Source organism: Pseudomonas sp. FGI182, assembly GCF_000511325.1.
Classification (GTDB): Bacteria; Pseudomonadota; Gammaproteobacteria; order Pseudomonadales; family Pseudomonadaceae; genus Aquipseudomonas; species Aquipseudomonas putida_Z.
This window is the reverse complement of the sequence record NZ_CP007012.1, coordinates 4,330,008-4,352,454: the sequence shown is the minus strand read 5'-3', so window position 1 is coordinate 4,352,454 and position 22,447 is coordinate 4,330,008. Positions and strand designations below refer to the sequence as shown.

Annotated in this window: 23 protein-coding genes; 14 read left to right on the top strand and 9 right to left on the bottom strand. The window is 63.5% G+C overall.

Features of this window, described 5'->3' with window-relative positions; genetic code table 11:
* Positions 1-190: 190 nt before the first annotated feature.
* Together C163_RS19200 and C163_RS19195 are read right to left on the bottom strand one after the other, a co-directional pair.
* The gene (locus C163_RS19200) at positions 191-2,650 is read right to left on the bottom strand and encodes a TonB-dependent receptor (RefSeq protein WP_025340193.1); all 2,460 of its coding nucleotides are present in this window, start codon (positions 2,648-2,650) and stop codon (positions 191-193) included.
* Between the two features lie 126 nt (positions 2,651-2,776).
* On the bottom strand, positions 2,777-3,637 hold the full coding sequence (locus C163_RS19195; protein WP_025340192.1) for a formylglycine-generating enzyme family protein: 861 nt from the start codon (positions 3,635-3,637) through the stop codon (positions 2,777-2,779).
* Between the two features lie 358 nt (positions 3,638-3,995).
* On the opposite strand from C163_RS19195, the gene C163_RS27365 reads away from it, so the two are divergent.
* Together C163_RS27365 and C163_RS19190 are read left to right on the top strand one after the other, a co-directional pair.
* Complete coding sequence (locus tag C163_RS27365; RefSeq protein WP_177325769.1) at positions 3,996-4,160, top strand: hypothetical protein; 165 nt, start codon at positions 3,996-3,998, stop codon at positions 4,158-4,160.
* A gap of 116 nt (positions 4,161-4,276) precedes the next feature.
* Positions 4,277-5,158, top strand: a complete 882-nt coding sequence (locus C163_RS19190) for a DMT family transporter (RefSeq protein WP_025340191.1) — start codon at positions 4,277-4,279, stop codon at positions 5,156-5,158.
* A gap of 3 nt (positions 5,159-5,161) precedes the next feature.
* Here C163_RS19190 and C163_RS19185 read toward each other — a convergent pair whose 3' ends face one another.
* The gene (locus C163_RS19185; protein ID WP_025340190.1) at positions 5,162-5,620 is read right to left on the bottom strand and encodes a DUF4265 domain-containing protein; all 459 of its coding nucleotides are present in this window, start codon (positions 5,618-5,620) and stop codon (positions 5,162-5,164) included.
* Positions 5,621-5,635: 15 nt separating this feature from the next.
* The gene (locus C163_RS19180) at positions 5,636-6,511 is read right to left on the bottom strand and encodes a DMT family transporter (protein ID WP_025340189.1); all 876 of its coding nucleotides are present in this window, start codon (positions 6,509-6,511) and stop codon (positions 5,636-5,638) included.
* A 248-nt stretch (positions 6,512-6,759) separates the two neighbouring features.
* Here C163_RS19180 and aceK point away from each other — a divergent pair, with 248 nt between their 5' ends.
* Complete coding sequence (aceK, locus tag C163_RS19175) at positions 6,760-8,475, top strand: bifunctional isocitrate dehydrogenase kinase/phosphatase (protein WP_025340188.1); 1,716 nt, start codon at positions 6,760-6,762, stop codon at positions 8,473-8,475.
* A 129-nt stretch (positions 8,476-8,604) separates the two neighbouring features.
* On the opposite strand, the gene C163_RS19170 is transcribed toward aceK, so the two are convergent.
* The gene (locus tag C163_RS19170; RefSeq protein WP_025340187.1) at positions 8,605-9,465 is read right to left on the bottom strand and encodes a DUF6279 family lipoprotein; all 861 of its coding nucleotides are present in this window, start codon (positions 9,463-9,465) and stop codon (positions 8,605-8,607) included.
* 130 nt (positions 9,466-9,595) lie between these two features.
* On the opposite strand from C163_RS19170, the gene C163_RS19165 reads away from it, so the two are divergent.
* Positions 9,596-10,432, top strand: coding sequence for a S1 RNA-binding domain-containing protein (locus C163_RS19165; protein ID WP_013973728.1), 837 nt, complete (start codon positions 9,596-9,598; stop codon positions 10,430-10,432).
* On the opposite strand, the gene C163_RS19160 is transcribed toward C163_RS19165, so the two are convergent.
* Positions 10,433-10,813 (bottom strand): hypothetical protein, encoded by a 381-nt coding sequence (locus C163_RS19160; RefSeq protein WP_013973727.1) that lies wholly within the window; start codon positions 10,811-10,813, stop codon positions 10,433-10,435.
* A 186-nt stretch (positions 10,814-10,999) separates the two neighbouring features.
* Between C163_RS19160 and C163_RS19155 the strand changes: the two genes are divergently transcribed.
* The 3 genes from C163_RS19155 to def all read left to right on the top strand — a co-directional run bounded on the left by C163_RS19155 (position 11,000) and on the right by def (position 12,892).
* Entirely contained in the window at positions 11,000-11,179 is a 180-nt protein-coding gene (locus tag C163_RS19155; protein ID WP_015271319.1) for a CsbD family protein, read from the top strand.
* Positions 11,180-11,399: 220 nt separating this feature from the next.
* Positions 11,400-12,359, top strand: coding sequence for a YihY/virulence factor BrkB family protein (locus C163_RS19150; RefSeq protein ID WP_025340186.1), 960 nt, complete (start codon positions 11,400-11,402; stop codon positions 12,357-12,359).
* Positions 12,356-12,892, top strand: coding sequence for a peptide deformylase (def, locus tag C163_RS19145; RefSeq protein ID WP_013973724.1), 537 nt, complete (start codon positions 12,356-12,358; stop codon positions 12,890-12,892). Before C163_RS19150 ends, def begins: the two co-directional genes overlap by 4 nt.
* Here the strand turns inward: def and C163_RS19140 are convergent.
* On the bottom strand, positions 12,847-13,215 hold the full coding sequence (locus C163_RS19140) for a GNAT family N-acetyltransferase (RefSeq protein WP_025340185.1): 369 nt from the start codon (positions 13,213-13,215) through the stop codon (positions 12,847-12,849). The genes def and C163_RS19140 overlap by 46 nt on opposite strands.
* A gap of 354 nt (positions 13,216-13,569) precedes the next feature.
* On the opposite strand from C163_RS19140, the gene C163_RS19135 reads away from it, so the two are divergent.
* The 5 genes from C163_RS19135 to C163_RS19115 all read left to right on the top strand — a co-directional run bounded on the left by C163_RS19135 (position 13,570) and on the right by C163_RS19115 (position 16,838).
* Positions 13,570-13,827, top strand: coding sequence for a DUF2790 domain-containing protein (locus tag C163_RS19135; protein ID WP_004375752.1), 258 nt, complete (start codon positions 13,570-13,572; stop codon positions 13,825-13,827).
* 451 nt (positions 13,828-14,278) lie between these two features.
* On the top strand, positions 14,279-14,704 hold the full coding sequence (locus C163_RS19130; protein ID WP_025340184.1) for a nuclear transport factor 2 family protein: 426 nt from the start codon (positions 14,279-14,281) through the stop codon (positions 14,702-14,704).
* A 44-nt stretch (positions 14,705-14,748) separates the two neighbouring features.
* Positions 14,749-15,093, top strand: a complete 345-nt coding sequence (locus C163_RS19125; protein WP_013973721.1) for a YciI family protein — start codon at positions 14,749-14,751, stop codon at positions 15,091-15,093.
* A 21-nt stretch (positions 15,094-15,114) separates the two neighbouring features.
* Positions 15,115-15,600, top strand: a complete 486-nt coding sequence (locus tag C163_RS19120; protein ID WP_025340183.1) for an SRPBCC family protein — start codon at positions 15,115-15,117, stop codon at positions 15,598-15,600.
* Positions 15,600-16,838 (top strand): RNA polymerase sigma factor, encoded by a 1,239-nt coding sequence (locus tag C163_RS19115; RefSeq protein WP_025340182.1) that lies wholly within the window; start codon positions 15,600-15,602, stop codon positions 16,836-16,838. Before C163_RS19120 ends, C163_RS19115 begins: the two co-directional genes overlap by 1 nt.
* Positions 16,839-16,964: 126 nt before the next feature.
* Here C163_RS19115 and C163_RS19110 read toward each other — a convergent pair whose 3' ends face one another.
* Positions 16,965-17,435 carry a MaoC family dehydratase gene (locus C163_RS19110; RefSeq protein ID WP_012273633.1) on the bottom strand — a complete coding sequence of 157 codons (471 nt, stop codon included), beginning with the start codon at positions 17,433-17,435 and terminating at the stop codon, positions 16,965-16,967.
* Between the two features lie 34 nt (positions 17,436-17,469).
* Positions 17,470-18,414 (bottom strand): alpha/beta hydrolase, encoded by a 945-nt coding sequence (locus C163_RS19105; protein ID WP_025340181.1) that lies wholly within the window; start codon positions 18,412-18,414, stop codon positions 17,470-17,472.
* Positions 18,415-18,633: 219 nt separating this feature from the next.
* Here C163_RS19105 and fadD2 point away from each other — a divergent pair, with 219 nt between their 5' ends.
* On the top strand, positions 18,634-20,322 hold the full coding sequence (gene fadD2 / locus C163_RS19100; protein WP_025340180.1) for a long-chain-fatty-acid--CoA ligase FadD2: 1,689 nt from the start codon (positions 18,634-18,636) through the stop codon (positions 20,320-20,322).
* Between the two features lie 358 nt (positions 20,323-20,680).
* Complete coding sequence (fadD1, locus tag C163_RS19095) at positions 20,681-22,378, top strand: long-chain-fatty-acid--CoA ligase FadD1 (RefSeq protein ID WP_025340179.1); 1,698 nt, start codon at positions 20,681-20,683, stop codon at positions 22,376-22,378.
* Positions 22,379-22,447: the final 69 nt, after the last annotated feature.

Below are 22,447 nucleotides of genomic sequence, written 5' to 3'. Positions count from 1 at the left end.
GAGCGGCCTTGTGTCGCGAAAGGGCCGCAACGCGGCCCCGGGGGCTCAGCAGTGATGCAGGAATTGCCGGGGCTGCCTTGCAGCCCTTTCGCGACACAAGGCCGCTCCTACAACGGACTGCCTACCGACGCGAAGACCATGCAGGCATGAAAAAGGCGACCTCCAGGGTCGCCTTTTTTCGTTCTGCTGATCAGAAATCGTAGCGCAGGTTCAGCGTCGCGTTCCTCGGCGCGCCATAGTGGCCATAGTTGCCGGCCAGGCCTGCGTAGTACTTCTTGTCGAACAGGTTGTCCACGTTCAGCGTGGCGGCCAGGTGCTCGCTGATCTTGTAGCGGGCCATCAGGCTGGCCACGGCGTAGTCTTCCTGGGTAATGCGCGTGTTGTAGCGGGTGGCCAGGGATTGCTTGGAGTTCCAGTTGACCCCACCACCAACAGTCAGGCGCTCCCATTCGCCGGGCAGGCGGTAGGTAGTCCACAGGCGGAATGTATCCAGCGGCAGTTGAGGCGTCAGGCGAGTGCCATTGGCATCTTCCGTGCGGGAGTGGCTGTAACCCGTATGAACTTCCAGCCCGCGAGCCACTTCGCCGGACAGTTCAAGATCAATGCCCTTGGTTTCGGCGCCGCTGACCGCGCGGTAAGCGGTGGAGTTAGGCACGCCCGGTACGCTGAAGCCGGTGTCTTCCTCTGCAAGGTTGTCGCGCTTGATGAGGTAGATCGCCGCGTTGGCGTTCAGGCGACCATCGTAGAATTCACCCTTCCAGCCCATTTCATAGTTCTGCCCGATCACAGGGTCCAGCACCTTGCCGGTACGGTCGCGGCTGGTCTGGGGCTTGAAGATATCGGTGTAGCTGGCGTACACCGATTGCTCATCGGTCAGGTCGTAGATCAGGCCGGCGTACGGTGTTACCTCTCCGTGCTCCTTCAGTTGCGTGGGGTTGCCGTTGCCAGTGGTCAATACCACCTGGTTCGAGTCCGAACGGTAATTGGTGGTACGGGCACCGAGAATCATGTGCAGGTCGTCGGTGAAGTTGAGCCGGGTGGCAATGAAGTAGCCGGTCTGGCGGATGGTCAGGTCGTAGTCCAGCAGTGGCGAATAGTTGCCAGGTTGCGGTATGCGGTTGCCCCAGGTGTAGAAGTTGAATGTGGCTTCCCCAGCTGTCCCGGTGAAGTGGTTGTTCTCGTAATCCATGTAGTCGAAGCCGGTAACCAGTTCGTGGGTCTGGCCAAACAGCTCGAAAGGCCCCTGCAGCGTGATGTTCATGCCCCGCTGAACCTGGTGGGCATCGACTTGCAGCAGGTCGGACTTGGCGTTGCCGGTGGCTTGATCGAGAGTAGATACCCCGGCACCGGTGCGATAGAACGCCGACAGCGAGTCGCGATCGACATCCATGTAGTTGCCGGCCATCTTCAACTGCCAACCATTGCCTAACTCCTGGTCCAGGCCGAAGGAGTAGTTCTTGGTGGTGTAGTCTTCATACATCCAGCGCGGCCCGGAACTGGTCGAGCGGGAGAAGTTGGTGGGCTGGCCATTGCTGAAGAACAGCGGCACACCTGGCGCGCCATTGGCGTCGTAGGTCTGGTAGTCCATGCCGAAGCGCACGGTGGTGGTATCGGTCAGGTCTGCTTCGAGCACGCCGTAGACCAGGTCACGGTCCTGGCTGTACCAGTCCATGTAGCTCTGGTTGCTCTGCTTGGCGGCCACCAGGCGGCCGCGCAGCTTGCCGCTTTCGATCAGTGGGCCGGACACGTCGGCCTCGGTGCGATAGTAGTCCCACGAGCCCACACCGGCCTGCACATACGACTGGAATTCACGCGTGGGGCGCTTGCGTACCATGTTGACCACACCGTTGGGTTCGCCCGCACCGGTCATCAGGCCAGTGGCGCCGCGGACGATCTCGATGCGGTCGAACATGGCCATGTCCATCAGGGTGTTGGGCATGTTGCGCGTCAGGTAGTCCTGCGCGGTGTTCACGCCATCGAGCTGGTAGGTGCTGATTTCCGAGCCGCGCGAATAGATATGAAAGCGCTCGCCACCGTCCTGGGACATGGTGATGCCCGGGTTCTGCTTCAGCACGTCGGTAATGGTCGCCAGGTGCTGGTCGTCCATTTGCTGGCGGGTGATGACGCTGATGCTTTGCGGTGTTTCGCGTATCGACAGGTTCATGCGGGTGGCCGTGCTGGTCACGCCGGTGGTGTAGGAACCCGTGCCTTCGGTAGTGGCCCCCAGGCCCACGCTATTGACGTTGGTCGCCGAAAGCTCGACCTGGCCGTCCTTTGCGGCTGAACCCGCTGTTACCGTCACGGTGTTGCCGTCGATCTGATAACGCAGCCCGCTGCCGCCCAGCAGGATGCGCAGGGACGAAGCGAGGTCGTGGCGCCCTTTGAGTGCGGAGGAGCGCAGGCCACCGATATCTTCCGGGCTGTACAGCAACTGGGTATCGGTCTGCCTGGCCAGTGCCTGCAACGCCGAATTCATCGACTGCGCAGGAATATCCAGGGTCCACTCCTGTGCCTGCACTTGGGCAACCATCGCAGCGGATATCGCCAGGCCCAGGCCGATGCGTGTGAACGCGCGCTGGGGACGAAGGGAATGACGGATCAGTAATGCTTTGGCAAGCGGGTTGAGCGGGCCGGGGAGGGATTTGGACATCTATTGCGGTCTCGTTGGCAGAGGGTTTTTTTCTATGTCAGCTATAGGACGCAGCACCTGTGAAAAACCGGAACGATTCTTATTGGCGATTTTTTTGGCCGGTGCTGCGTTAACCGCGTCACAACTTCACAGTTCGCGTGCTACGCGAAAGCCGAGGAAATCCCCGCGGGTGGTCTTGAGGCGGTCGTTGCGGTTGGCCGAGCGGGAGAAGATCGGCGGCTCGCCCCAGTCGTTGCCGCGCATGTGCGCGCGGATGCACTTGGGGTCCTGGATCCAGGCGCTGCCGTCGGTGGGGGCGCCTTCGTAGCTGTCGTGGTAGCAGTCGGCGACCCATTCGTAGACGTTGCCGTGCATGTCGTACATGCCGAAGGCATTGGGCGGGTAGCTGCCCACCGGGGCGGTGAAGGTATGCCCGTCCTTGGGGCCATAGGTGTTGGCGTGCTTGCTGATCTCGTACTTGCCCGGTTCGTCGAAGGGGAAGGGGAACGGGCCGCTGGAGCCGCCACGGGCGGCATATTCGCGTTCGGCTTCGCTGACCATGCGGTATGGCTTGCCGGTGGTTTTCGCCAGCCATCGGGTATAGGCCTGCACTTCGTCGTAGTCGACGCACACCGCCGGCTGGCGGGGGCCTTGCTTGTAGCTGGGCTTGCTGGCTTCGCACCAGCGGCCGGGGCGGTCGTCGCCGCTCTTGATGACGGTGCCGGTGGCCTTGATATAGGCGTCCAGCTCGCCGGCGGTTACCTGATAGCGGCTCATGGCGAAGGGCTTGGCGAAGGTCACGGTGTGCAGCGGGCCCTCGTCGGGCTGGCGGCCGACTTCGTCGTCGGGGGCCCCCATGACGTAGCTGCCGGCGGGCAGCACGACCATCTCGGGGCAGTCCTTGCAGTCTTTGAACACGTCGCCGGGCTTGGCGGCGTGGGCGTAGGCGCTGACCAGCAGCAGGCAGGTGATCTGGGCTGGCCGGTAGAGCCAGGCGGATACGTTCATCGGTGGTCCTCGAAACGGGTGAATGCGGGCTGCGTTTCGCATTCAGACGAATCGGGGTGGTGAGAAATTAACCAATAGAGACGCGGCCCCTATGGTCGCGGCTGGCTTGCTCAAAACTTGAAGGTTGCGTAAACCCCTGTGGGAGCGGGCATGCCCGCGAAGCAGGCGACGCGGTGTATGGCACCGGCTTCGCCGGTGTTCGCGGGCGCGCCCGCTCCCACAGGGATCGCGGAAGCTTCGAGATTGAGCAGGACAGTTGCCCCACTGTGATATGCGCAAGGTTGAGTTTGGGGAGGTTGCCAGCTGCCTGGCACCGGGCTATAGTCCAGCCCACTGCATTCTTCCCGAAGACCTGTTCATGCCAGCCAGCCCAACCACCACAAGCTTTGCCATCGCGCCAGTCGCGGGCATGGTCGTGCGTGGCTGCCAGCAGCCGGCGATGATCAGTCACTATCCACCACCACCTGTCAGTGGCGTCGTAGGCGGCGTAGCTCCGCCTCCTTGCGTGGTCGTGCTGGGCTGATCGGCTTCTGGCCGCATCCCTTCGCACACGCAACCTACTGAACACGGTCGGCGACTTCCCACGCTGAAGCGCACGCCGTCCGTCTGGCTTATTCGCCTTGAATCAGGTGGCAATACATGTCTGTCTTTAGCAAAGCATCCGTGGCCTCGGCGGCCACTACCAGCCTGTTCGTCCTGCTGTGGAGCAGCGGGGCAATCGTCTCCAAACTCGGCCTGGCGCATGCCAGCCCGTTTGCCTTCCTGCTGTTGCGCTCGGCGCTGGCCCTGGCCGGCCTGCTGCTGATCGGCCCGTTGCTGGGGCTGCGCTGGCCGCGCAGTCGCGGGGCCATCCTGCGGGCCATGGGCACCGGCTGTGTGCTGCTCGGCGCCTACCAGATCTTCTACCTGCTGGCGCTCGATACCCATGTCACCCCCGGCATCATGGCCACGGTGATGGGGGTACAACCGATCCTGACCGTGGTGCTGATGGAGCGCCGGCGCTCCTGGAGCCGCTTGTTCGGCCTGGGGTTGGGGCTTGGCGGGTTGATCATGGTGGTCTACCAGGGCATCAACCTGGGCGGGGTGTCGCTGGCGGGGATGCTGTTCGCCTTGCTGGCGCTGGCCAGCATGACCTTTGGCTCGATCCTGCAGAAGCGCATCACCGACAACCCCATGGGCACGCTGCCGCTACAGTACCTGGCCGGCTTTGCCATGTGCGCATTGTTCGCGCCGCTGCAGCCGCTGCATGTGGAGTGGACTGGCGGTTTCGTCGGCGCGCTGCTGTGGATGGGGCTGGTGGTCTCGCTACTGGCGACCCTGCTGCTGTACCGGCTGATCGCCAAGGGTAACCTGGTCAATGTCACCAGCCTGTTCTACCTGGTGCCGGCAGTGACCGCGGTGATGGACCTGCTGATCTTCGGCAACCGCCTGGCGCCGCTCAGCCTGCTGGGCATGGGGCTGATCGTGGTGGGCTTGCTGTTCGTGTTCCGCAAGCCCGCCGCGCGCCTGGCCGAGGCGTAGGCCCTAGCGGAATTCTTCGGGGATGGCGTGGCGCAGTACGCCTTCCTCGAAGTCCAGCAGGCCGGCTTCGCGCTGGGTGAGCAGGTAGTAGAGCAAGGTGTCGAGCGAGCGCTGCGGCGGGACCTCGACCGCCAGCATCTTCACCGCCTGCTCGGTTTCGCAGTTGCAGCCGAAGTCGTGCAAGGCCGCGCGTACCTGGTCAAGGGTTTCCGGGGGCTTGACGATAACCCGGAACACCGAGCTGCCGCTGCTGTGGCGCAGTTCGGCGAACCAGGTTTCGCCGGCTTCCTCACGGGTGCCGATCACGTCGCCCGGGGCGATGCCGTAGACATGGAAGGGAATGTTGTCGACGGCATAGCCGCCTTCCACGGCCTTGGCCCACAGGCCCTCGACCGAGGCGGGCGGGTAGCCGTTTTCGTCCTGCTCCAGGCGGAACAGGACCTTCTTGTACGCGTCGTTCATCCTGTACCCCCCGCTTCAGCTGCGTGCCGGGCGCAGCACCAGCCACAATGCCAGGCCAATCAGCAGGCCGCCGTACAGGTGCGCCATCGACAACGGTTCGTCCAGCAGCCACGCCCCCCACAATACGCCGAATACCGGGATCAGGAAGGTCACGGTGCTGGCCTTGACCGGGCCGATCTCCTCCAGCAGGCGGAAGTACAGGATGTAGGCGAACGCTGTGCACAGCAGGCCCAGCCCCAGCAGCGACAGCCACACCTGCCAGCCGCCCCAGCTGGCGGGTGGCTGGCTCAGCGCGCTCCAGGCGAACAGCGGGCTCAGCATCAGGGTGGCGCCGAGCATGCTGCCCAGTGCCGACAGGCGGCTGTCCAGGCCGCTGACCCAGCGGCGGGCGAGGAAGCCGGCAAAGCCGTAGCAGGTGGTGGCCGCCAGGCAGGCGAGGGCGCCTTGCAGCAGGGCCAGGTCCAGGGCCACCGGGCCGGCGCCGCTGAGGATGCCGACGCCGAACAGGCCCAGGAAGATGCCGCAGAGCTTGGCCAGGGTCATCGGTTCGCGGAAGAACAGCACGCCGATCAGCACACCCATCAGCGGCGTGGTGGCGTTGAAGATTGCCGAGTAGCCGGCGGGCAGCACCTGGGCGGCCACGGAGTAGAACGTGGCGGGGATACCGGAGTTGATCATGCCCAGCACCAGGCAGGCGCCGAGCTTGCCCTGGAAGTCCCAGCGCACGCGGGCGGCAGCGAGCAGTGCAACCAGGCCCAGGCAGGCGATGGACACACGGAAGAACGCCGTCGGCACCGTGCCAAGCTCGGGGGCGATGATGCGCATGAACAGGAAGCTCGCCCCCCAGACGGCGGCAAGGGTCAGCAGGCGGGCTAGGGCGATGGGGCTCACAACGGTCTCCGGAGGCAGGGCAGGGGCGCGAGTGTACGCCAGGGGGGCTGGGGATTCTTGTGCTTTCTTGCGGTGTAAACCTGTGCCGGCCTCTTCGCGGGCACGCCCGCTCCCACAGGTTCTCTGCAATGCTCGGCCCAGTGGTAATCCTGTGGGAGCGGGCAAGCCCGCGAAGAGGCCGGCACAGGCTCCGCAAAAACCAAGAGGCGACTAAGCTCTGTAACTCAACACCGCACCGAGGTCCTCGCATGCCCCAGCCCTGGCCCGCTGTCGAAATCGCCCGGATGATCCTCGCCGGCTTCGACAACTACCGCGACCATTTCCAGCGCATCACCCTCGGTGCCCGCAAGCGCTTCGAGCAGGCGCGCTGGCAGGATATCCAGCGTGCCTCCGCCGCCCGCATCAATCTCTATGAAGAGAAGGTTGCCGAGGTCAACGGCTGGCTGCGCCAGGGCTTTGCCGAGGACGTGCTGCTGGATGTGGAACAATGGCCGCTGGTGAAGAACGCCTATATCCACCTGATCGACCCAAGGCTGGACGACGAGCTGTCCGAGACCTGGTACAACTCGCTGTTCTGCAGCCTGTTCAGCCACGACCTGATCAGCGACGGCTGCATGTTCATCCACACCACCCGACCGTCCATGCGCAGCCGTGAGCGCGCCGCGCAAACCCGTACCTATCGGCCTGATGCTGGGCTCAAGAGCCTGCTGCGGGCGGTGTTCAGCGATTACCCGTTCGAAGTGCCGTACGGCGACCTGGAAGGCGACCTGGCGCGCCTGGAAGATCAACTGCGTGACTGCCTGCCGGACTGGGTATGCAAGGACCCGACCCTGGCGGTGGAGCTGTTTTCGCCGGTGCTGTACCGCAACAAGGGCGCCTACCTGGTCGGCCGGCTGTTCAACAGCGACGAGCAGTGGCCGCTGGTAATCCCGCTGCTGCACCGCGAAGGGCACGGTATCGAGGCCGATGCGCTGATCACCGACGAGGCCGAGGTGTCGATCATCTTTTCCTTCACCCGCTCGTACTTCATGGTCGATGTGCCGGTGCCGGCGGAGTTCGTCAACTTCCTCAAGCGCATCTTGCCGGGCAAGCACGTGGCCGAGCTGTACACCTCCATCGGTTTCTACAAGCACGGCAAGTCGGAGTTCTACCGGGCGCTGATCAACCACCTGGCCAGCAGCGACGACCGCTTCGTCATGGCGCCCGGGGTTCGCGGCATGGTCATGAGCGTGTTCACCCTGCCGGGCTTCAACACCGTGTTCAAGATCATCAAGGACCGCTTTTCACCGTCGAAGACGGTCGACCGTGCCACGGTGATCGACAAGTACCGGCTGGTGAAAAGCGTCGACCGCGTCGGGCGCATGGCCGATACCCAGGAGTTCGCCGATTTTCGCTTCCCGCGCAGCAAGTTCGAGCCGGAGTGCCTGGCCGAACTGCTGGAGGTGGCGCCATCGACCGTGGCGCTGGAGGGTGACACGGTGCTGATCCGCCACTGCTGGACCGAGCGGCGCATGACGCCGCTGAACCTGTACCTGGAGCACGCCAGCGAGGGCCAGGTGCTGGAGGCCCTGGAGGATTACGGCCTGGCCATCAAGCAGCTGGCGGCGGCGAACATTTTTCCTGGCGACATGCTGCTGAAGAACTTTGGCGTTACCCGCCATGGCCGGGTGGTGTTCTATGACTATGACGAGATCAGCTTCCTGACCGAGGTGAACTTCCGCCATATCCCGCCGCCGCGTTACCCGGAGGACGAGATGTCGGGCGAGCCGTGGTACTCGATCGGGCCGCATGACGTGTTCCCCGAGGAGTTCCCGCCGTTCCTGTTTGCCGATATCGGCCAGCGGCGCTTGTTCAGCCGCCTGCATGGGGAGTTGTACGACGCGGATTACTGGAAGGGGCTGCAGGCGGCGATTCGTGACGGGAAGGTGATCGATGTGTTTCCGTATCGGCGCAAGGGGCGGTGACTGGGCTTTGGCAGGCCTGACCCCTTCGCGGGTAAACCCGCTCCCACAGGTACGGCACAGGATTCGAAACCAGTGAGGTCCCTGTGGGAGCGGGCAAGCCCGCGAAGAGGCCGGGCCAGCTTTTCCCAATTACCCCTTCAAACACTTCAATTCACTGAAATCGGTACGCACCTTGCCCAACCGTTCCTGCAGGTACCGCCGCTGCTGCGGGGTACTCTGGTGCACCAGGTCCACTAGCAAGCTGCGCGCCTGCTGCTCGGTATTCTGATACGCCGCCCGGTACTCCGGCGTCCACAAACTCTCCTTGCGCTGCAACAACGTCGCCAGGCGTGGCTCGAAGCTGGCGTCGTTGCGCTGGTTCATCGCCAGCAGCAATTGCTGCTGCCAGTGCGCGCGGTTGGCGATCCATTCGCGGTTCTGGTCGCCCAGCGCCTGGGACCAGGCCTGCACGCGCTGCTTCTGTACCGCGGTCAGCTCGCCAAACCACGGCGTCAGGCGTTTCTCCATGCGTTCGGAACGGCGGGCGATCTGCTTGTCCAACGGCGTATCCACATACTTCTTCTGCCGTTCGCTGATGTCCTCGCGGAATGCCTCGCGCATCTCCGCCACCTGGCTATCGCTCATGCCGCGCAGCAACTCGGTGGCCGAAGGGGTGATTTCCTCGGCTACCCGGCCAATCGCCTCGCGTGCTTCGCGGGTACGCTGCTGCAGGGCCTGGTCGGTCACCTGGTCGTCGGCGACCATGCCGCGTACCCGGTCCAGCCAGTCGAGGTAACCAGGCAGCTGGGTCTTGCAATGCCAGGCCAGGTGCTCCCGCAGGCGGTCGTCAAGCATGGCCTTCTGCTCGCTGTTCATGGCCAGGTAGTCGCCCAGCGACCACGGCACCAGGCGGTCGAGGTTGCGGTAGGCCAGGTCGATACGGCTGCAGGCGGCCAGGGCCAGGGCGCAGCCGATGGCGACGAGCAGGGCTTTGGACAGGCGTAGCGGCATGGGCTGTTCCTTGCGGTGCTGGCCAGACGGTAGACGCAAGAGGGACGCTGACGGTTCCACTGCATCAGCGGTCGGGCGGCGCGCTGGCTTCAGGTGTAGAATAGCCGCCTTGTCTTGAGGAACATCGGAAATGGCTCTGCTTGGGCGTTACAACAGTTTGCAAATCGTGAAACACGTGGACTTCGGCCTGTACCTGGACGGCGGCGCCGACGGCGAGATCCTGCTGCCCGGGCGCTACATCCCGAAAAACGCCGAAACCGAAGTGGATGACTGGCTGAACGTGTTCATCTACCTGGACAGCGAAGACCAGCTGATCGCCACCACCGAGAAGCCCAAGGTGCAGGTTGGCGAGTTCGCCAGCCTCAAGGTCAAGGACATCAACGGTGCCGGCATCTTCCTCGACTGGGGCCTGTCCAAGGACCTGCTGATGCCGTACTCGGAAGAGGCGCGGCCGCTGAAGATCGGCGACTACTGCGTGGTGCACGTGTACCTCGACAAGCGCACCCGCCGCATCACCGCCACCTCACGCCTGGACCGTTACCTGGACCGCACCCCGGCGGACTACCAGGTAGGCCAGCCGGTCGAGCTGCTGGTGGCCGGCGAGACGCCGATGGGCTTCAAGGCGATCATCAACAACCGCCACTGGGGCCTGATCCACAAGAACGAGGTGTTCAAGTTCCTGCGCTCGGGCATGCACGAGAAGGGCTTCATCAAGGAAGTGCGCGCGGACGGCAAGATCGCCTTGAGCCTGCAACCGGTGGGTGCTGCACTGGCCGACAGCCTGCAGGAGCAGATCATGGCGCGCCTGGAGGCCGAAGGCGGGGTGCTGGGGGTGTGCGACAAGAGCGACCCGGCGCTGATCAGCAAGCTGTTCAACGTCAGCAAGGGCAACTTCAAGAAGGCCATTGGCGGGTTGTTCAAGCAGGGCCGCATCGTCATCCATGACGATCGCATCGAGAAGGCCTGATCAGGCCTGCACGAAGGTACGGAAGTCCAGCTGCTCGCCACCCGGGCGGGTGTCGCGCAGCAGCGAGTCGCGGTCGGCGCTGAGGGCCAGGCTGATGGTCGAGCGGCGCTTGCCGGGGTTGCGCACTTCCATCTGTTCCTGGTGAGCGCGCAGGAAGTTGGTCGGCACCTTCAGGTGCTGCAGCTCGTCGCTTTCCGGGGTGTGCAGCAGCAGGTTGACCCAGTCGGGCTGGCCCTTGCGCAGCAGCGCCACCGGCACCTCGAACCACCACAGGTTGCGCTTGCGATCGAGGATGGCGAACAGGGTGTTGCTGCTGGTTAGCACCGGGCGGGCCAGTGCTTCGTTACGCCGGGCGATGGCGGCGGGTTTGTCGAGTTTCATGCAGGTTCCTGCGGGTTGACGCTATGAAGGCCTGCATTGTGAGGGGTGGCGGGTAGCGGGGCAAGGTTTGCCAACCGCCTTGCCGTTCGGCTCGAGGGCGAAAAAACTGTTGGAACGCTTGGCGAAGGCGTCGGGTCCACCGACTGTCGGCACGGTCCACGTGCCCCCAATTGCAGGAGTTTTGCCATGAGCGGTACCAAAGACAAAGCGAAAGGCCTGGCCAACGAAGCGATCGGCAACGTCAAGCAGGGTGTCGGCAAAGTGACCGACAACGAGCGGCTGCGGGCCGAGGGAGAAGCGCAGGAGCTCAAGGGCGAGGGGCAACAGATCAAGGGCAACGTGAAGGACGCGGTGAAAAAGCCTTGATGTGAGTGGCCTGTCCCGGCCTTTTCGCGGGCTCGCCCGCTCCCACAGGTACCGAACAGATTTCAAGCACTGTGCAGTACCTGTGGGAGCGGGCGTGCCCGCGAAGAGGCCGCTACTGGCGTAAGCAAATTCTTGCAGCATGGCCGGGATCAGCACAGCAGCGGCATGGTCTATTAGACTTACCGTGGTACACACGAATCGAGCGGCGAAAGGAGACGCTATGATTTTCCCCGACCTGCGCGGCCTGCCCCTGCACCGCGTGCTGGTACGCACCGTCAAGGAATTCCTCGACGACGAGATGTCGACCTACGCTTCCGCACTGGCCTACCAGATGCTGTTCTCGTTGTTCCCGTTCCTGCTGTTCCTGATCGCCCTGATCGGTTTCCTGCACCTGCCGGACTTCTTCTCCTGGCTGCGCCTGCAATCGGAACTGGTGCTGCCACCCCAGGCGCTGGAGCAGGTGAACCCGGTGATCGACCAGTTGCAGCAGTCCAAGGGCGGGCTGTTGTCGGTGGGTATCGTGATTGCCTTATGGACCGCATCGGCCGGTGTGCGCCTGATGATGAGCGCGATGAACGCCGCCTACGATGTGCCCGAGGGCCGCCCGGTGTGGAAGCGCATTCCGTTGTCGATCATCTACACCGTGGGCATTGCCGGCATGTTGCTGGTGGCTGCGGCGCTGATGGTGCTGGGGCCGCAGGTGATGGAGTGGATTGCCGCCCAGGTCGGCATGCAGGAGGTGATCGTCACGGTGTGGACCATCCTGCGCTGGCCGGCGATCATCATCCTGATGATGGTGGCGGTGGCGCTGATCTACTACGTGATGCCCGATGTGAAGCAGCAGTTCCGCTTCATCACCCCGGGCTCGGTGCTGGCGGTGGTGGTGTGGATCTTGGCCTCGCTGGGCTTTGCCTACTATGTGAAGACCTTTGCCGACTACAACGCCATGTACGGCAGTATCGGTGCAATCATCGTGCTATTGCTGTATTTCTATATCTCCGCCGCCGTTTTGCTGCTGGGCGCGGAGATGAACGCAGTGATCGAGCACATGTCGAGCGAGGGCAAGAACCCTGGCGAGAAGGACGCCGATGAGCACAAGGCCCGCGAAACCATTACCGTGCTGGGCCATGAGCACCCTGTACCGAGCGAGCAGCAATCTTCCGAGCCGAACCCCCGATGATCCGTGACATTCTCAAGATGGGCGACGAACGCCTGCTGCGCATCGCCCCGCCAGTGCCCGAGCACATGCTCGGCAGTGCCGAACTGCAGCAATTGATCGACGACATGTTCGAAACCATGCGCCATGTGGGCGGCGTGGGCCTGGCCGCACCGCAGATCGGCATCGACCTGCAGCTGGTGATCTTCGGCTTCGAGCGCAGCGAGCGTTACCCGGATGCCGAACCGGTGCCGCAGACCATCCTGCTCAACCCGGTCATCACGCCGACGTCCAGCGAGATCGAGGACGGTTGGGAAGGCTGCCTGTCGGTACCCGGCCTGCGCGGCGTGGTGCCGCGTTTCAAGCACATCTGCTATGAAGGCATCGACCCCCAGGGCAACCCGATCAATCGCTTTGCCGACGGCTTCCATGCGCGGGTGGTGCAGCATGAATGTGACCACCTGATCGGTCGGCTGTACCCGTCACGCATCCAGGACTTTTCCCGGTTCGGCTACACCGAGGTGCTGTTCCCCGGGCTCGACGCCAGCGACGACTGACCCCGTTGCAGTGCCACCAGCCGCTTGCTGCGCTGGTAGCGCTGCAGGCGGCCAGCCAAGGCTTCCGGCAGCTGCTGGGCGATGTCGAAGCCCACGCGCTGGTAGAAGGGCGCAAGGTCCGGGTGGCAGAACAGCCAGGTGGGCCCGCCAGCCTGCGCCAGCGCCGCCTCGACCAACCGCCCGGCCACACCTTGGCTGCGCCGCTGCGGGTCGACGAACAACCCGGTCAGCCAGAAGCCATCGCCCACCGGGCTCAGGCTCAAGCCTGCGATGATGCCGGGGCCCCGCGCCACCCACAGCTCAGCATCGCCCGCAGCACGCATGCGTGAGCCGTGCTGGCGGTAAAAGTGGTCCAGCAGCCGGCGTTCCGGGGCCGAAAGTTTTGAACAGTACAAATTTTCAGAAATTGCGCGACCTGCCCTGAAAGGTGGCCAGAGGCTCTGGCCCAATGTTTTGCGGTGAACTTGTCGCAGATTGTTGCATATCTGGCAAGGGTGAATGTCCGAGTTCGGGGTTCAACTATTCTAGGCCGGGAGTAGACTTTTACCCATCCCCACTGGCAGTACGAAGCGGGATCGGTACTTCGTGCCATCTTCACCGCAGATGGCAACTTCTCCGCGCCGGGCACGGCAATAGAAGTCAATCGATCAGCTTGAATGCTCAAAAGGCAAACTCACATGAAACCATTACTGATTCTTGCATTGGTCGGTATGTCCTCGTTCGCCCTCGCCGATGAGGCCAGACCCGTCTCCAGCGAGCCCGTCGCCCAGCAGTACGACTACTCCATGAACCTGGACATCAAGCGGGTGATCAACCTGTCGACCATCCCCAACGTCTGCGAAGTGGTGCCTGCGACCATGACCTACGAAGACCACCAGGGCCAGGTGCACACCATCCAGTACCGGGCCATGGGTGAGGGGTGCCAGCAGGGTTGAGCCCGCCAAGGGCCCGCCACAGCATTTTCAGCGCCTGTGAGATCGAGCGCCGCCCGCGCGGCGCTTCGCAGCACAAGGCTGCTCCTACATCTGTTTCTGGCCAGTAACGCCTGTGCCAGAGCACGCGAACGCCTTGTTTGTCCGACACGATATCGAGGTGGACGCCAAGGGACCGCGCGCCTTTGCCTCAGGATTAATTGGCCCGAAACAAATGTAGGAGCAGCCTTGTGCTGCGAAGCGCCGCGCGGGCGGCGCTCGGTCTCACAGGCGCCACATCACCCAAGGCATGCACCTTGTCGCCCCTACGCAATCCCCCGATATGCATTTCAAACCACACCCAACCCAGAATAATTTCCTCGACCTGTCGATTCCTCCGTCCCCCGTTCGACCATAGGTGAGAGCACGTTGCACCCCGTGCCCAATCACCCATGACCTGTCGGAGGAACCCCCGATGAGCACCGCAGCCGAAACCGAGATCCGCCAATTGATCGAGCGCTGGATGCAGGCCGTGCGCGACCGCGACATCCCCAACATTGTCGCTCCCTATGCCGACGATATTGTCGCCTTCGATGCCATCCAGGCCCTGCAATTCAAAGGCAAGGCAACCTACCAGGCGCACTGGGAAATGTGCATGGGCATGTGCCCCGGCCCGATGGTTTTCGAATTCGCCGAACTTACCGTGCATGCCGCTGGCGACCTGGCCCTAGCGCACTGGCTTAACCGCTGTGGCCCCGCGGACAACGAAAGCCAGTGCGGCTTCATGCGCGCCACCGTGGGCTATCGTCGTCAAGGTGGCCAGTGGCAGGTAATCCACGAACACTGGTCGGCGCCATTCGACATGGAAACCCAGAAAGCCCTGTTCGATCTCAAGCCCTGAGCCGTTATCGCCAAACGCACTTTGCCAATGCCCTGGAGGCGACCATGAAATACCTGTGCCTGGTCTATTGTGACGAGGGGCTGTTGCACAGCCTGCCCGACAGCCCGGAAGACGCCGAATGCATGGCGTATGCCGAATCCATCCAAGGCTCCGGGCGAATGCTGGCGGCCGAGGCGCTGAAGCCGGTGCAGACCGCCACCACAGTGCGCATGCGCAACGGGCACATGAGCCTGACCGACGGCCCGTTCGCCGAGACCAAGGAGCAACTGGCGGGCTTCTACCTGGTGGAAGCCCGCGACCTGAACGAGGCGCTGAACATCGCCAAGGGCATCCCCGCCGCGCGGGTCGGCAGTGTCGAGGTGCGGCCGGTGCGCGAACTGCAACCCTGACAGCAATGGAGACCTACCAGCATGAGCCTTGCACACCCCGCGCAAGCGCAACACGAGTTGTCCATCAGCCGCCTGATCGACGCGCCACCGGCCAAGGTGTTCCGCGCCTGGACCGAGCCCCAGTGGCTGATGCAGTGGTGGGGGCCGCACGGCATGACCACCCCGGAGTGCGAGATGCAGTTGTGGACCGGTGGCCTGTTCCGCACCCTGATGCGGGCGCCGGATGGCAGCGAGTACCCGAACCAGGGCGTGTTTCTGGAGATCGCCGCGCCGCGGCGGCTGGTGTTCACCGATGCCTTCGGCCCAGGCTGGGTGCCTTCGGACAAGGCCTTCATGACTGCCGTGATCAGTTTTGACGAGGAGCAGGGCAAAACCCGCTACACCGCCCGCGCCTGGCACTGGAATGCCGCCGATTGCCGCGCCCATGAGGAAATGGGCTTCCACCAGGGTTGGGGAGAGAGCCTGGACCGCCTGGTGGAGGTGGTGACCCAGCGGATGCCCGACTGATGACGGCACTGGCGCAGGTGCGCGCCGAGGTCGAGGCGGTCTACCGGAGCGAGTCACGGCGCATCCTGGCGACGCTGATCCGCCTGCTGGGTGATTTCGACCTGGCCGAGGAGGCCATGCACGATGCCTTCTTCATCGCCGTCGAGCGCTGGCAGCGCGACGGTATCCCCGATAACCCGCGGGCGTGGCTGGTGTCCACCGGCCGCTTCAAGGCCATCGATGCGCTGCGCCGGCGCGCCCGTTTCGACCGTTCCCAGGCGGACCTGAGCATGCTGCTCGACGGCCAGGCGCAGGACCCCAGCGAGGAAGAACTGCTGGCCGACGACCGCCTGCGGCTGATCTTCACCTGCTGCCACCCGGCCTTGTCCGCCGATGCCCAGGTGCCGCTGACCCTGCGTGAAGTCTGCGACCTGACCACCGAGCAGATCGCCCGTGCTTTCCTGCAGAGCCCGGCCACCATCGCCCAGCGTATCGTGCGCGCCAAGGCCAAGATCCGCGATGCCGGCATCCCTTATCAGGTGCCGGAGCTGAACGAACTGCCCGAGCGCCTGGAGAGCGTGCTGCGGGTGATCTACCTGGTGTTCAACGAGGGCTATTCGGCGTCGTCGGGCGAGGCGTTGTTGCAGCAGGAGCTGAGCGATGAAGCCATTCGCCTGGCGCGCCTGCTGGTGCAGTTGCTGCCCGACCCGGAGGCGGTCGGCCTGCTGGCCCTGATGTTGCTGCAGGCGTCCCGGCAGCGGGCGCGTACCGATGGCCGGGGCAACCTGGTGTTGCTGGAGCAGCAGGACCGTAGCCTGTGGGACCGGCAACGCATTGCCGAAGGCTGTGAACTGGTGCGCCAGGCCCTGCAAAGCCGGGCGTTCGGTGCCTATACCGTGCAGGCGGCGATTGCGGCGGTGCATGCCGAGGCGGCTACGGCCGAAGCGACCGACTGGGCGGAGATCGTCGGGCTGTATGACGTGCTGCAGCGGCATTGGCCGTCAGCAGTGGTAGAACTGAACAGGGCCGTGGCGCTGGCGAAGCGGGATGGGCCGGAGGTTGGGCTGCGGGTAGTTGAAGGGATTCTGGCGAGGGGAGAGTTGCTGGACTATCACCTGGCGCATGCGACGCGGGGTGAGCTGCATTTCCAGCTGGGGCATATGGAAGAGGCCCGGGCGGCCTGGCGGCAGGCTCTGGCGCTGACCCGGCAGGAGCCGGAGCGCAGGCATATCGAGCGGCGGTTGCAGGCTATCGAATGATGTTGGCTGGACTGGCCTCTTCGCGGGCACGCCCGCTCCCACAGGGATTGCATACCCTTCAAACCAGTGGAAAACCTGTGGGAGCGGGCGTGCCCGCGAAGAGGCCGGTACTGCCTACATCACTTTTCAGCTAGCCACAAAATTCGGCGGCGACACCAGCTCGACGGTCTGCTGCTTGCGCGGTGCGAGGATCTCGGCCTCGCCCTGGACCACCAGCTCATCATTCTGGTTGTACACATTGGTGGCGATGCGCACCTTGAACTTGGGCAGCTTCTCCAGGATTTCCAGGCGCACGGTCAGGGTATCGCCAATTTTCACCGGCTTCTGGAAGCTCATCTGCTGGCCCAGGTAGATGGTGCCAGGGCCAGGCAAGGTGCAGGCCACTGCAGCACTGATCAGCGCGCCGCTGAACATGCCGTGGGCAATGCGCTCGCGGAACATGCTCTTGGCAGCGAACTCGGCGTCCAGGTGTACCGGGTTGTGGTCACCGGACATCGCGGCGAACAACTGGATGTCGCGTTCTTCGACGGACTTCTTGTACTCGGCCTTCTGGCCGACTTCGAGGGCTTCGTAAGGCGTGTTGGTGACCTGGGACATCGGGGCTTCCTTAAGCGGTAGGCGAGGGCGGCTGTCATTCACTGCGCACAGGGCGGCCAAGAGCCAGCGCCTGTTCAAGCCAGCCGAGAATATCGGCGGTGACCTCGTCACGGTTGGTTTCGTTGAGTACTTCGTGCCGCGCCTCAGGATAGACGCGCAGCTGTACATGTCGATTGCCGGTCGCGCGCAGGGCGTCGGCCAGGTGGGTGAGACGCTTGCCGGCACTGACCGGATCACATTCACCACCGATTACCAGCAGCGGCAGGTTCGGATCGATCTGCGCGAGGTTACTCGGCTGGCTGATCTGCGCCAAGCCTTGCAGCAGGTCAAGCCACAACTGGTTGCTGCAGCGAAAGCCGCAAAGCGGGTCGTTGACGTACAGGTCGACCTGCGCCGGGTCGCGGCTGAGCCAGTCGAACGCCGTGCGGTTGGGCTTGAAGGCCTTGTTGAACGAACCGAACGACAACCACTCGATCAGTGCGCTCTTGCCCAGCGGCCCCTGGCGCCAGGCTTCCAGCCGGGCAATCAGCCGCGCCATGTGGTACAGCGCTGCCGGCTGGTAGTTGGAGCCGCTGAGGATCGCCCCATGCAGGCTGCCACTGTGGTGCAGCAGGTAGGCCTGGGCGATGTAGCTGCCCATGCTGTGGCCGAACAGGAACAGCGGCGTGCACGGGTATTGCTGGCCGATGTGCTGGGCCAGCAGCCCGATGTCGTTGACCACGGCATTCCAGCCATGATGGCGGGCGAACAGGCCGAGGCTGCCCAGTTCGGCGGTGCGCCCATGGCCGCGCTGGTCGGCGGCGAACAGGGCGAAGCCGGCCTCGCTCAAAGCATGACCCAGGTGCTGGTAGCGCCCGGCATGCTCGGCCATGCCATGGGCCAGCAACACCACGGCTTTTACCGGTGTGGCCGGCAACCATTGGTGCACGTACAGGCTGCAGTGCTCGCTGGCGGGCAGCCAGAAGGCGTCGTGAGGCATGGCGGGTCCTTGTGCGCACAGGTACCCGAACAGTGTATGCACAACCGACCGGATTGCAGGAAGGGCACAAATAAGATTCACAATGTTAATGGCGGCACTTGGCGTATATGCCGCCTTGGGCTTACCTGCTAACGTCGGATCAACGCCTTTTCGCTTTCAAGCGGGCAGGTGAAAGGACTACAGGACTTACAGCAGGTCCAGGCAGAGGAACAATAATAAATGCAAGCCGACTTCTGGAATGACAAGCGCCCGGCGGGCGTGCCTTCCACCATCGATATCAATGCCTACACCTCGGTCGTCGAGGTGTTCGAGCGCTCCTGCAAACGTTTCGCCGACCGCCCGGCCTTCAGCAACCTGGGCGTGACCCTGACCTACGCGGAGCTGGAGCGCCACTCGGCGGCCTTCGCCGCCTGGTTGCAGCAGCACACAGACCTCAAGCCGGGCGACCGCATCGCGGTGCAGATGCCCAACGTGCTGCAATACCCCATCGCCGTGTTCGGTGCCCTGCGCGCAGGCCTGATCGTGGTCAACACCAACCCGCTGTACACCGAGCGCGAGATGCGCCACCAGTTCAAGGACAGCGGCGCGCGTGCGCTGGTGTACCTGAACATGTTCGGCAAGCGCGTGCAGGAGGTGTTGCCCGATACCGGCATCGAGTACCTGATCGAGGCCAGGATGGGCGACATGCTGCCCACCGCCAAGGGCTGGCTGGTCAACACCGTGGTCGACAAGGTGAAGAAGATGGTGCCGGCCTATCAGCTGCCCCAGGCGGTGTCGTTCAAGCAGGTGCTGCGCCGGGGCCGCGAGCTGTCGCACAAGCCGGTGCCGCTCAGCCTGGACGACACTGCCGTGCTGCAATACACCGGTGGCACCACCGGCCTGGCCAAGGGCGCCATGCTCACCCACGGCAACCTGGTGGCCAACATGCTGCAGGTGCTGGCCTGCTTCTCGCAGCACGGGCCGGACGGGCAGAAGCTGATCAAGGACGGCCAGGAAGTGATGATCGCGCCGTTGCCGCTGTACCACATCTATGCCTTTACCGCGAACTGCATGTGCATGATGGTCACCGGCAACCACAACGTGCTGATCACCAACCCGCGGGATATTTCCGGCTTCATCAAGGAGCTGGGCAAATGGCGTTTCTCCGCCTTGCTGGGCCTGAACACGCTGTTCGTCGCACTGATGGACCACCCGGGCTTCCGCCAGCTCGACTTTTCGGCGCTGAAGGTCACCAACTCCGGCGGCACCGCGCTGGTCAAGGCCACGGCCGAGCGCTGGGAGGCGCTTACCGGTTGCCGCATCGTCGAAGGCTACGGCCTGACCGAAACCTCGCCAGTGGCCAGCACCAACCCCTATGGCCAGCTGGCGCGCCTGGGCACGGTTGGCATCCCGGTGGCCGGCACCGCCTTCAAGGTGATCGACGATGACGGCAACGAGTTGCCGCTGGGCGAGCGGGGCGAGCTGTGCATCAAGGGCCCGCAGGTGATGAAAGGCTACTGGCAGCAGCCCGAAGCCACGGCCCAGGCCCTGGATGCGGAAGGCTGGTTCAAGACCGGCGACATCGCGGTGATCGACCCGGACGGCTTCACCCGCATCGTCGACCGCAAGAAGGACATGATCATCGTCTCGGGTTTCAACGTGTACCCCAACGAGATCGAGGATGTGGTGATGGGCCATCCCAAGGTTGCCAACTGCGCGGCCATCGGCGTGCCGGACGAGCGCTCCGGCGAGGCGGTGAAGCTGTTCGTGGTGCCGCGCGAGGGCGGGCTGAGCGTGGATGAGCTGAAGGCCTACTGCAAGGCCAATTTCACCGGCTACAAGGTGCCCAAGCACATCGTGCTGCGCGAGTCGTTGCCGATGACGCCGGTGGGCAAGATCCTGCGGCGGGAGCTGCGCGACATAGCTTGATACCGGGTTGGCTTCTTCGCGGGCTTGCCCGCTCCCACAGGTACTGCACAGCATTCGAGAACTGTGAGGTCCCTGTGGGAGCGGGCAAGCCCGCGAATGCCGTGAAACCGCTCTAACAGGCTATTTATAGCCCGATCTGCGACATTTTGGATAATTACTCTAAAAATGACCTGTATTGTTCATTGAGTCATTTTTGTGACCGTGAGGCCTGTTTTGGCCTCTAGGCGACCCCAGGCAAAGCTGTTACTCTCGGCCCGCTTTCAGATGATCCGGTTTGCAACGAGCCGTCATCTCATATCAATAATAAGCGCATCGACGCGTGAATCGAACTTCGCTGTTGCTGAAGGAGTGGGCTTCCATGATCGAACATTTTTGGAAGGATAAGTACCCAGCCGGGATTACGGCGGAAATCAATCCTGACGAATTCCCCAATATCCAGGCGGTACTCAAGCAATCCTGCCAACGCTTTGCCGACAAACCGGCCTTTAGCAACCTGGGCAAGACTATCACTTATGGCGAGCTGTATGCGCTGTCGGGGGCGTTTGCCGCCTGGTTGCAGCAGCATACCGACCTCAAGCCGGGTGACCGCATTGCCGTGCAGCTGCCTAACGTACTGCAATACCCGGTGGCGGTATTCGGTGCCATGCGTGCCGGGCTGATCGTGGTCAACACCAACCCGCTGTACACCGCACGGGAAATGGAACACCAGTTCAACGACTCCGGCGCCAAGGCCCTGGTGTGCCTGGCCAACATGGCCCACCTGGCCGAGAAGGTGGTGCCCAAGACTCAGGTCAGGCACGTCATCGTCACCGAAGTGGCCGACCTGCTGCCGCCGCTCAAGCGCCTGCTGATCAACAGCGTGATCAAGTACGTGAAGAAGATGGTGCCGGCCTACAACCTGCCGCGTGCCGTACGCTTCAACGACGCCCTGGCGCTGGGCAAGGGCCAGCCGGTGACCGAGGCCAACCCGCAGGCCAACGACGTGGCGGTGCTGCAATACACCGGTGGTACCACCGGCGTGGCCAAGGGCGCGATGCTGACCCACCGCAACCTGGTGGCCAACATGCTGCAGTGCCGGGCGCTGATGGGCTCCAACCTGCACGAAGGTTGCGAAATCCTCATTACCCCGCTGCCGCTCTATCACATCTACGCCTTTACCTTCCATTGCATGGCAATGATGCTGATCGGCAACCACAACGTGCTGATCAGCAACCCGCGTGACCTGCCGGCCATGGTCAAGGAGCTGGGCAAGTGGAAGTTCAGCGGCTTCGTCGGCCTCAACACCCTGTTCGTTGCCTTGTGCAACAACGAGGCGTTCCGTGCCCTGGACTTCTCGGCGCTGAAGATCACCCTGTCCGGCGGCATGGCCCTGCAACTGAGCGTGGCCGAGCGCTGGAAGGCCGTGACCGGCTGCGCCATCTGCGAAGGCTATGGCATGACCGAGACCAGCCCGGTGGCTGCGGTGAACCCGGCGGAGGCCAACCAGGTCGGCACCATCGGTATTCCGGTGCCGTCCACCCTGTGCAAGGTCATCGACGACAACGGCAACGAGCTGCCGTTGGGCGAGGTGGGCGAGTTGTGCGTCAAGGGCCCGCAGGTGATGAAGGGCTACTGGCAGCGCGAAGAGGCCACTGCCGAGATCCTCGACAGCAATGGCTGGCTGAAGACCGGTGACATCGCCGTGATCCAGCCGGACGGATACATGCGCATTGTCGACCGCAAGAAGGACATGATCCTGGTCTCCGGCTTCAACGTGTACCCCAACGAGCTGGAAGATGTGCTGGCGGCCCTGCCGGGCGTGCTGCAGTGCGCGGCCATCGGTGTGCCGGACGAGAAGTCCGGTGAAGTGATCAAGGTGTTCATCGTGGTCAAGCCGGGTATGACCGTGACCAAGGAACAGGTGATGGAGCACATGCGCGCCAACGTCACCGGCTACAAGGTCCCGCGCCAGATCGAGTTCCGCGACGCGCTGCCGACCACCAACGTGGGCAAGATCCTGCGCCGCGAACTGCGCGATGAAGAGCTGAAGAAACAGGGCTTGAAGAAGATCGCCTGACGTCCAGCCAGCGCGGTCTGTGTAGGAGCGGCCTTGTGTCGCGATCGGGTCGCGAAGCGGCCCCAGGTT

Excerpts from the sequence above, each read along its gene's own strand:
- C163_RS19200 (WP_025340193.1), bottom strand. The coding sequence starts at position 2,650 with ATGTCCAAATCCCTCCCCGGCCCGCTCAACCCGCTTGCCAAAGCATTA.
- C163_RS19195 (WP_025340192.1), bottom strand. The coding sequence starts at position 3,637 with ATGAACGTATCCGCCTGGCTCTACCGGCCAGCCCAGATCACCTGCCTG.
- C163_RS27365 (WP_177325769.1), top strand. The coding sequence starts at position 3,996 with ATGCCAGCCAGCCCAACCACCACAAGCTTTGCCATCGCGCCAGTCGCG.
- C163_RS19190 (WP_025340191.1), top strand. The coding sequence starts at position 4,277 with ATGTCTGTCTTTAGCAAAGCATCCGTGGCCTCGGCGGCCACTACCAGC.
- C163_RS19185 (WP_025340190.1), bottom strand. The coding sequence starts at position 5,620 with ATGAACGACGCGTACAAGAAGGTCCTGTTCCGCCTGGAGCAGGACGAA.
- aceK (WP_025340188.1), top strand. The coding sequence starts at position 6,760 with ATGCCCCAGCCCTGGCCCGCTGTCGAAATCGCCCGGATGATCCTCGCC.
- C163_RS19170 (WP_025340187.1), bottom strand. The coding sequence starts at position 9,465 with ATGCCGCTACGCCTGTCCAAAGCCCTGCTCGTCGCCATCGGCTGCGCC.
- C163_RS19165 (WP_013973728.1), top strand. The coding sequence starts at position 9,596 with ATGGCTCTGCTTGGGCGTTACAACAGTTTGCAAATCGTGAAACACGTG.
- C163_RS19160 (WP_013973727.1), bottom strand. The coding sequence starts at position 10,813 with ATGAAACTCGACAAACCCGCCGCCATCGCCCGGCGTAACGAAGCACTG.
- C163_RS19155 (WP_015271319.1), top strand. The coding sequence starts at position 11,000 with ATGAGCGGTACCAAAGACAAAGCGAAAGGCCTGGCCAACGAAGCGATC.
- C163_RS19150 (WP_025340186.1), top strand. The coding sequence starts at position 11,400 with ATGATTTTCCCCGACCTGCGCGGCCTGCCCCTGCACCGCGTGCTGGTA.
- def (WP_013973724.1), top strand. The coding sequence starts at position 12,356 with ATGATCCGTGACATTCTCAAGATGGGCGACGAACGCCTGCTGCGCATC.
- C163_RS19140 (WP_025340185.1), bottom strand. The coding sequence starts at position 13,215 with ATGCGTGCTGCGGGCGATGCTGAGCTGTGGGTGGCGCGGGGCCCCGGC.
- C163_RS19135 (WP_004375752.1), top strand. The coding sequence starts at position 13,570 with ATGAAACCATTACTGATTCTTGCATTGGTCGGTATGTCCTCGTTCGCC.
- C163_RS19130 (WP_025340184.1), top strand. The coding sequence starts at position 14,279 with ATGAGCACCGCAGCCGAAACCGAGATCCGCCAATTGATCGAGCGCTGG.
- C163_RS19125 (WP_013973721.1), top strand. The coding sequence starts at position 14,749 with ATGAAATACCTGTGCCTGGTCTATTGTGACGAGGGGCTGTTGCACAGC.
- C163_RS19120 (WP_025340183.1), top strand. The coding sequence starts at position 15,115 with ATGAGCCTTGCACACCCCGCGCAAGCGCAACACGAGTTGTCCATCAGC.
- C163_RS19115 (WP_025340182.1), top strand. The coding sequence starts at position 15,600 with ATGACGGCACTGGCGCAGGTGCGCGCCGAGGTCGAGGCGGTCTACCGG.
- C163_RS19110 (WP_012273633.1), bottom strand. The coding sequence starts at position 17,435 with ATGTCCCAGGTCACCAACACGCCTTACGAAGCCCTCGAAGTCGGCCAG.
- C163_RS19105 (WP_025340181.1), bottom strand. The coding sequence starts at position 18,414 with ATGCCTCACGACGCCTTCTGGCTGCCCGCCAGCGAGCACTGCAGCCTG.
- fadD2 (WP_025340180.1), top strand. The coding sequence starts at position 18,634 with ATGCAAGCCGACTTCTGGAATGACAAGCGCCCGGCGGGCGTGCCTTCC.
- fadD1 (WP_025340179.1), top strand. The coding sequence starts at position 20,681 with ATGATCGAACATTTTTGGAAGGATAAGTACCCAGCCGGGATTACGGCG.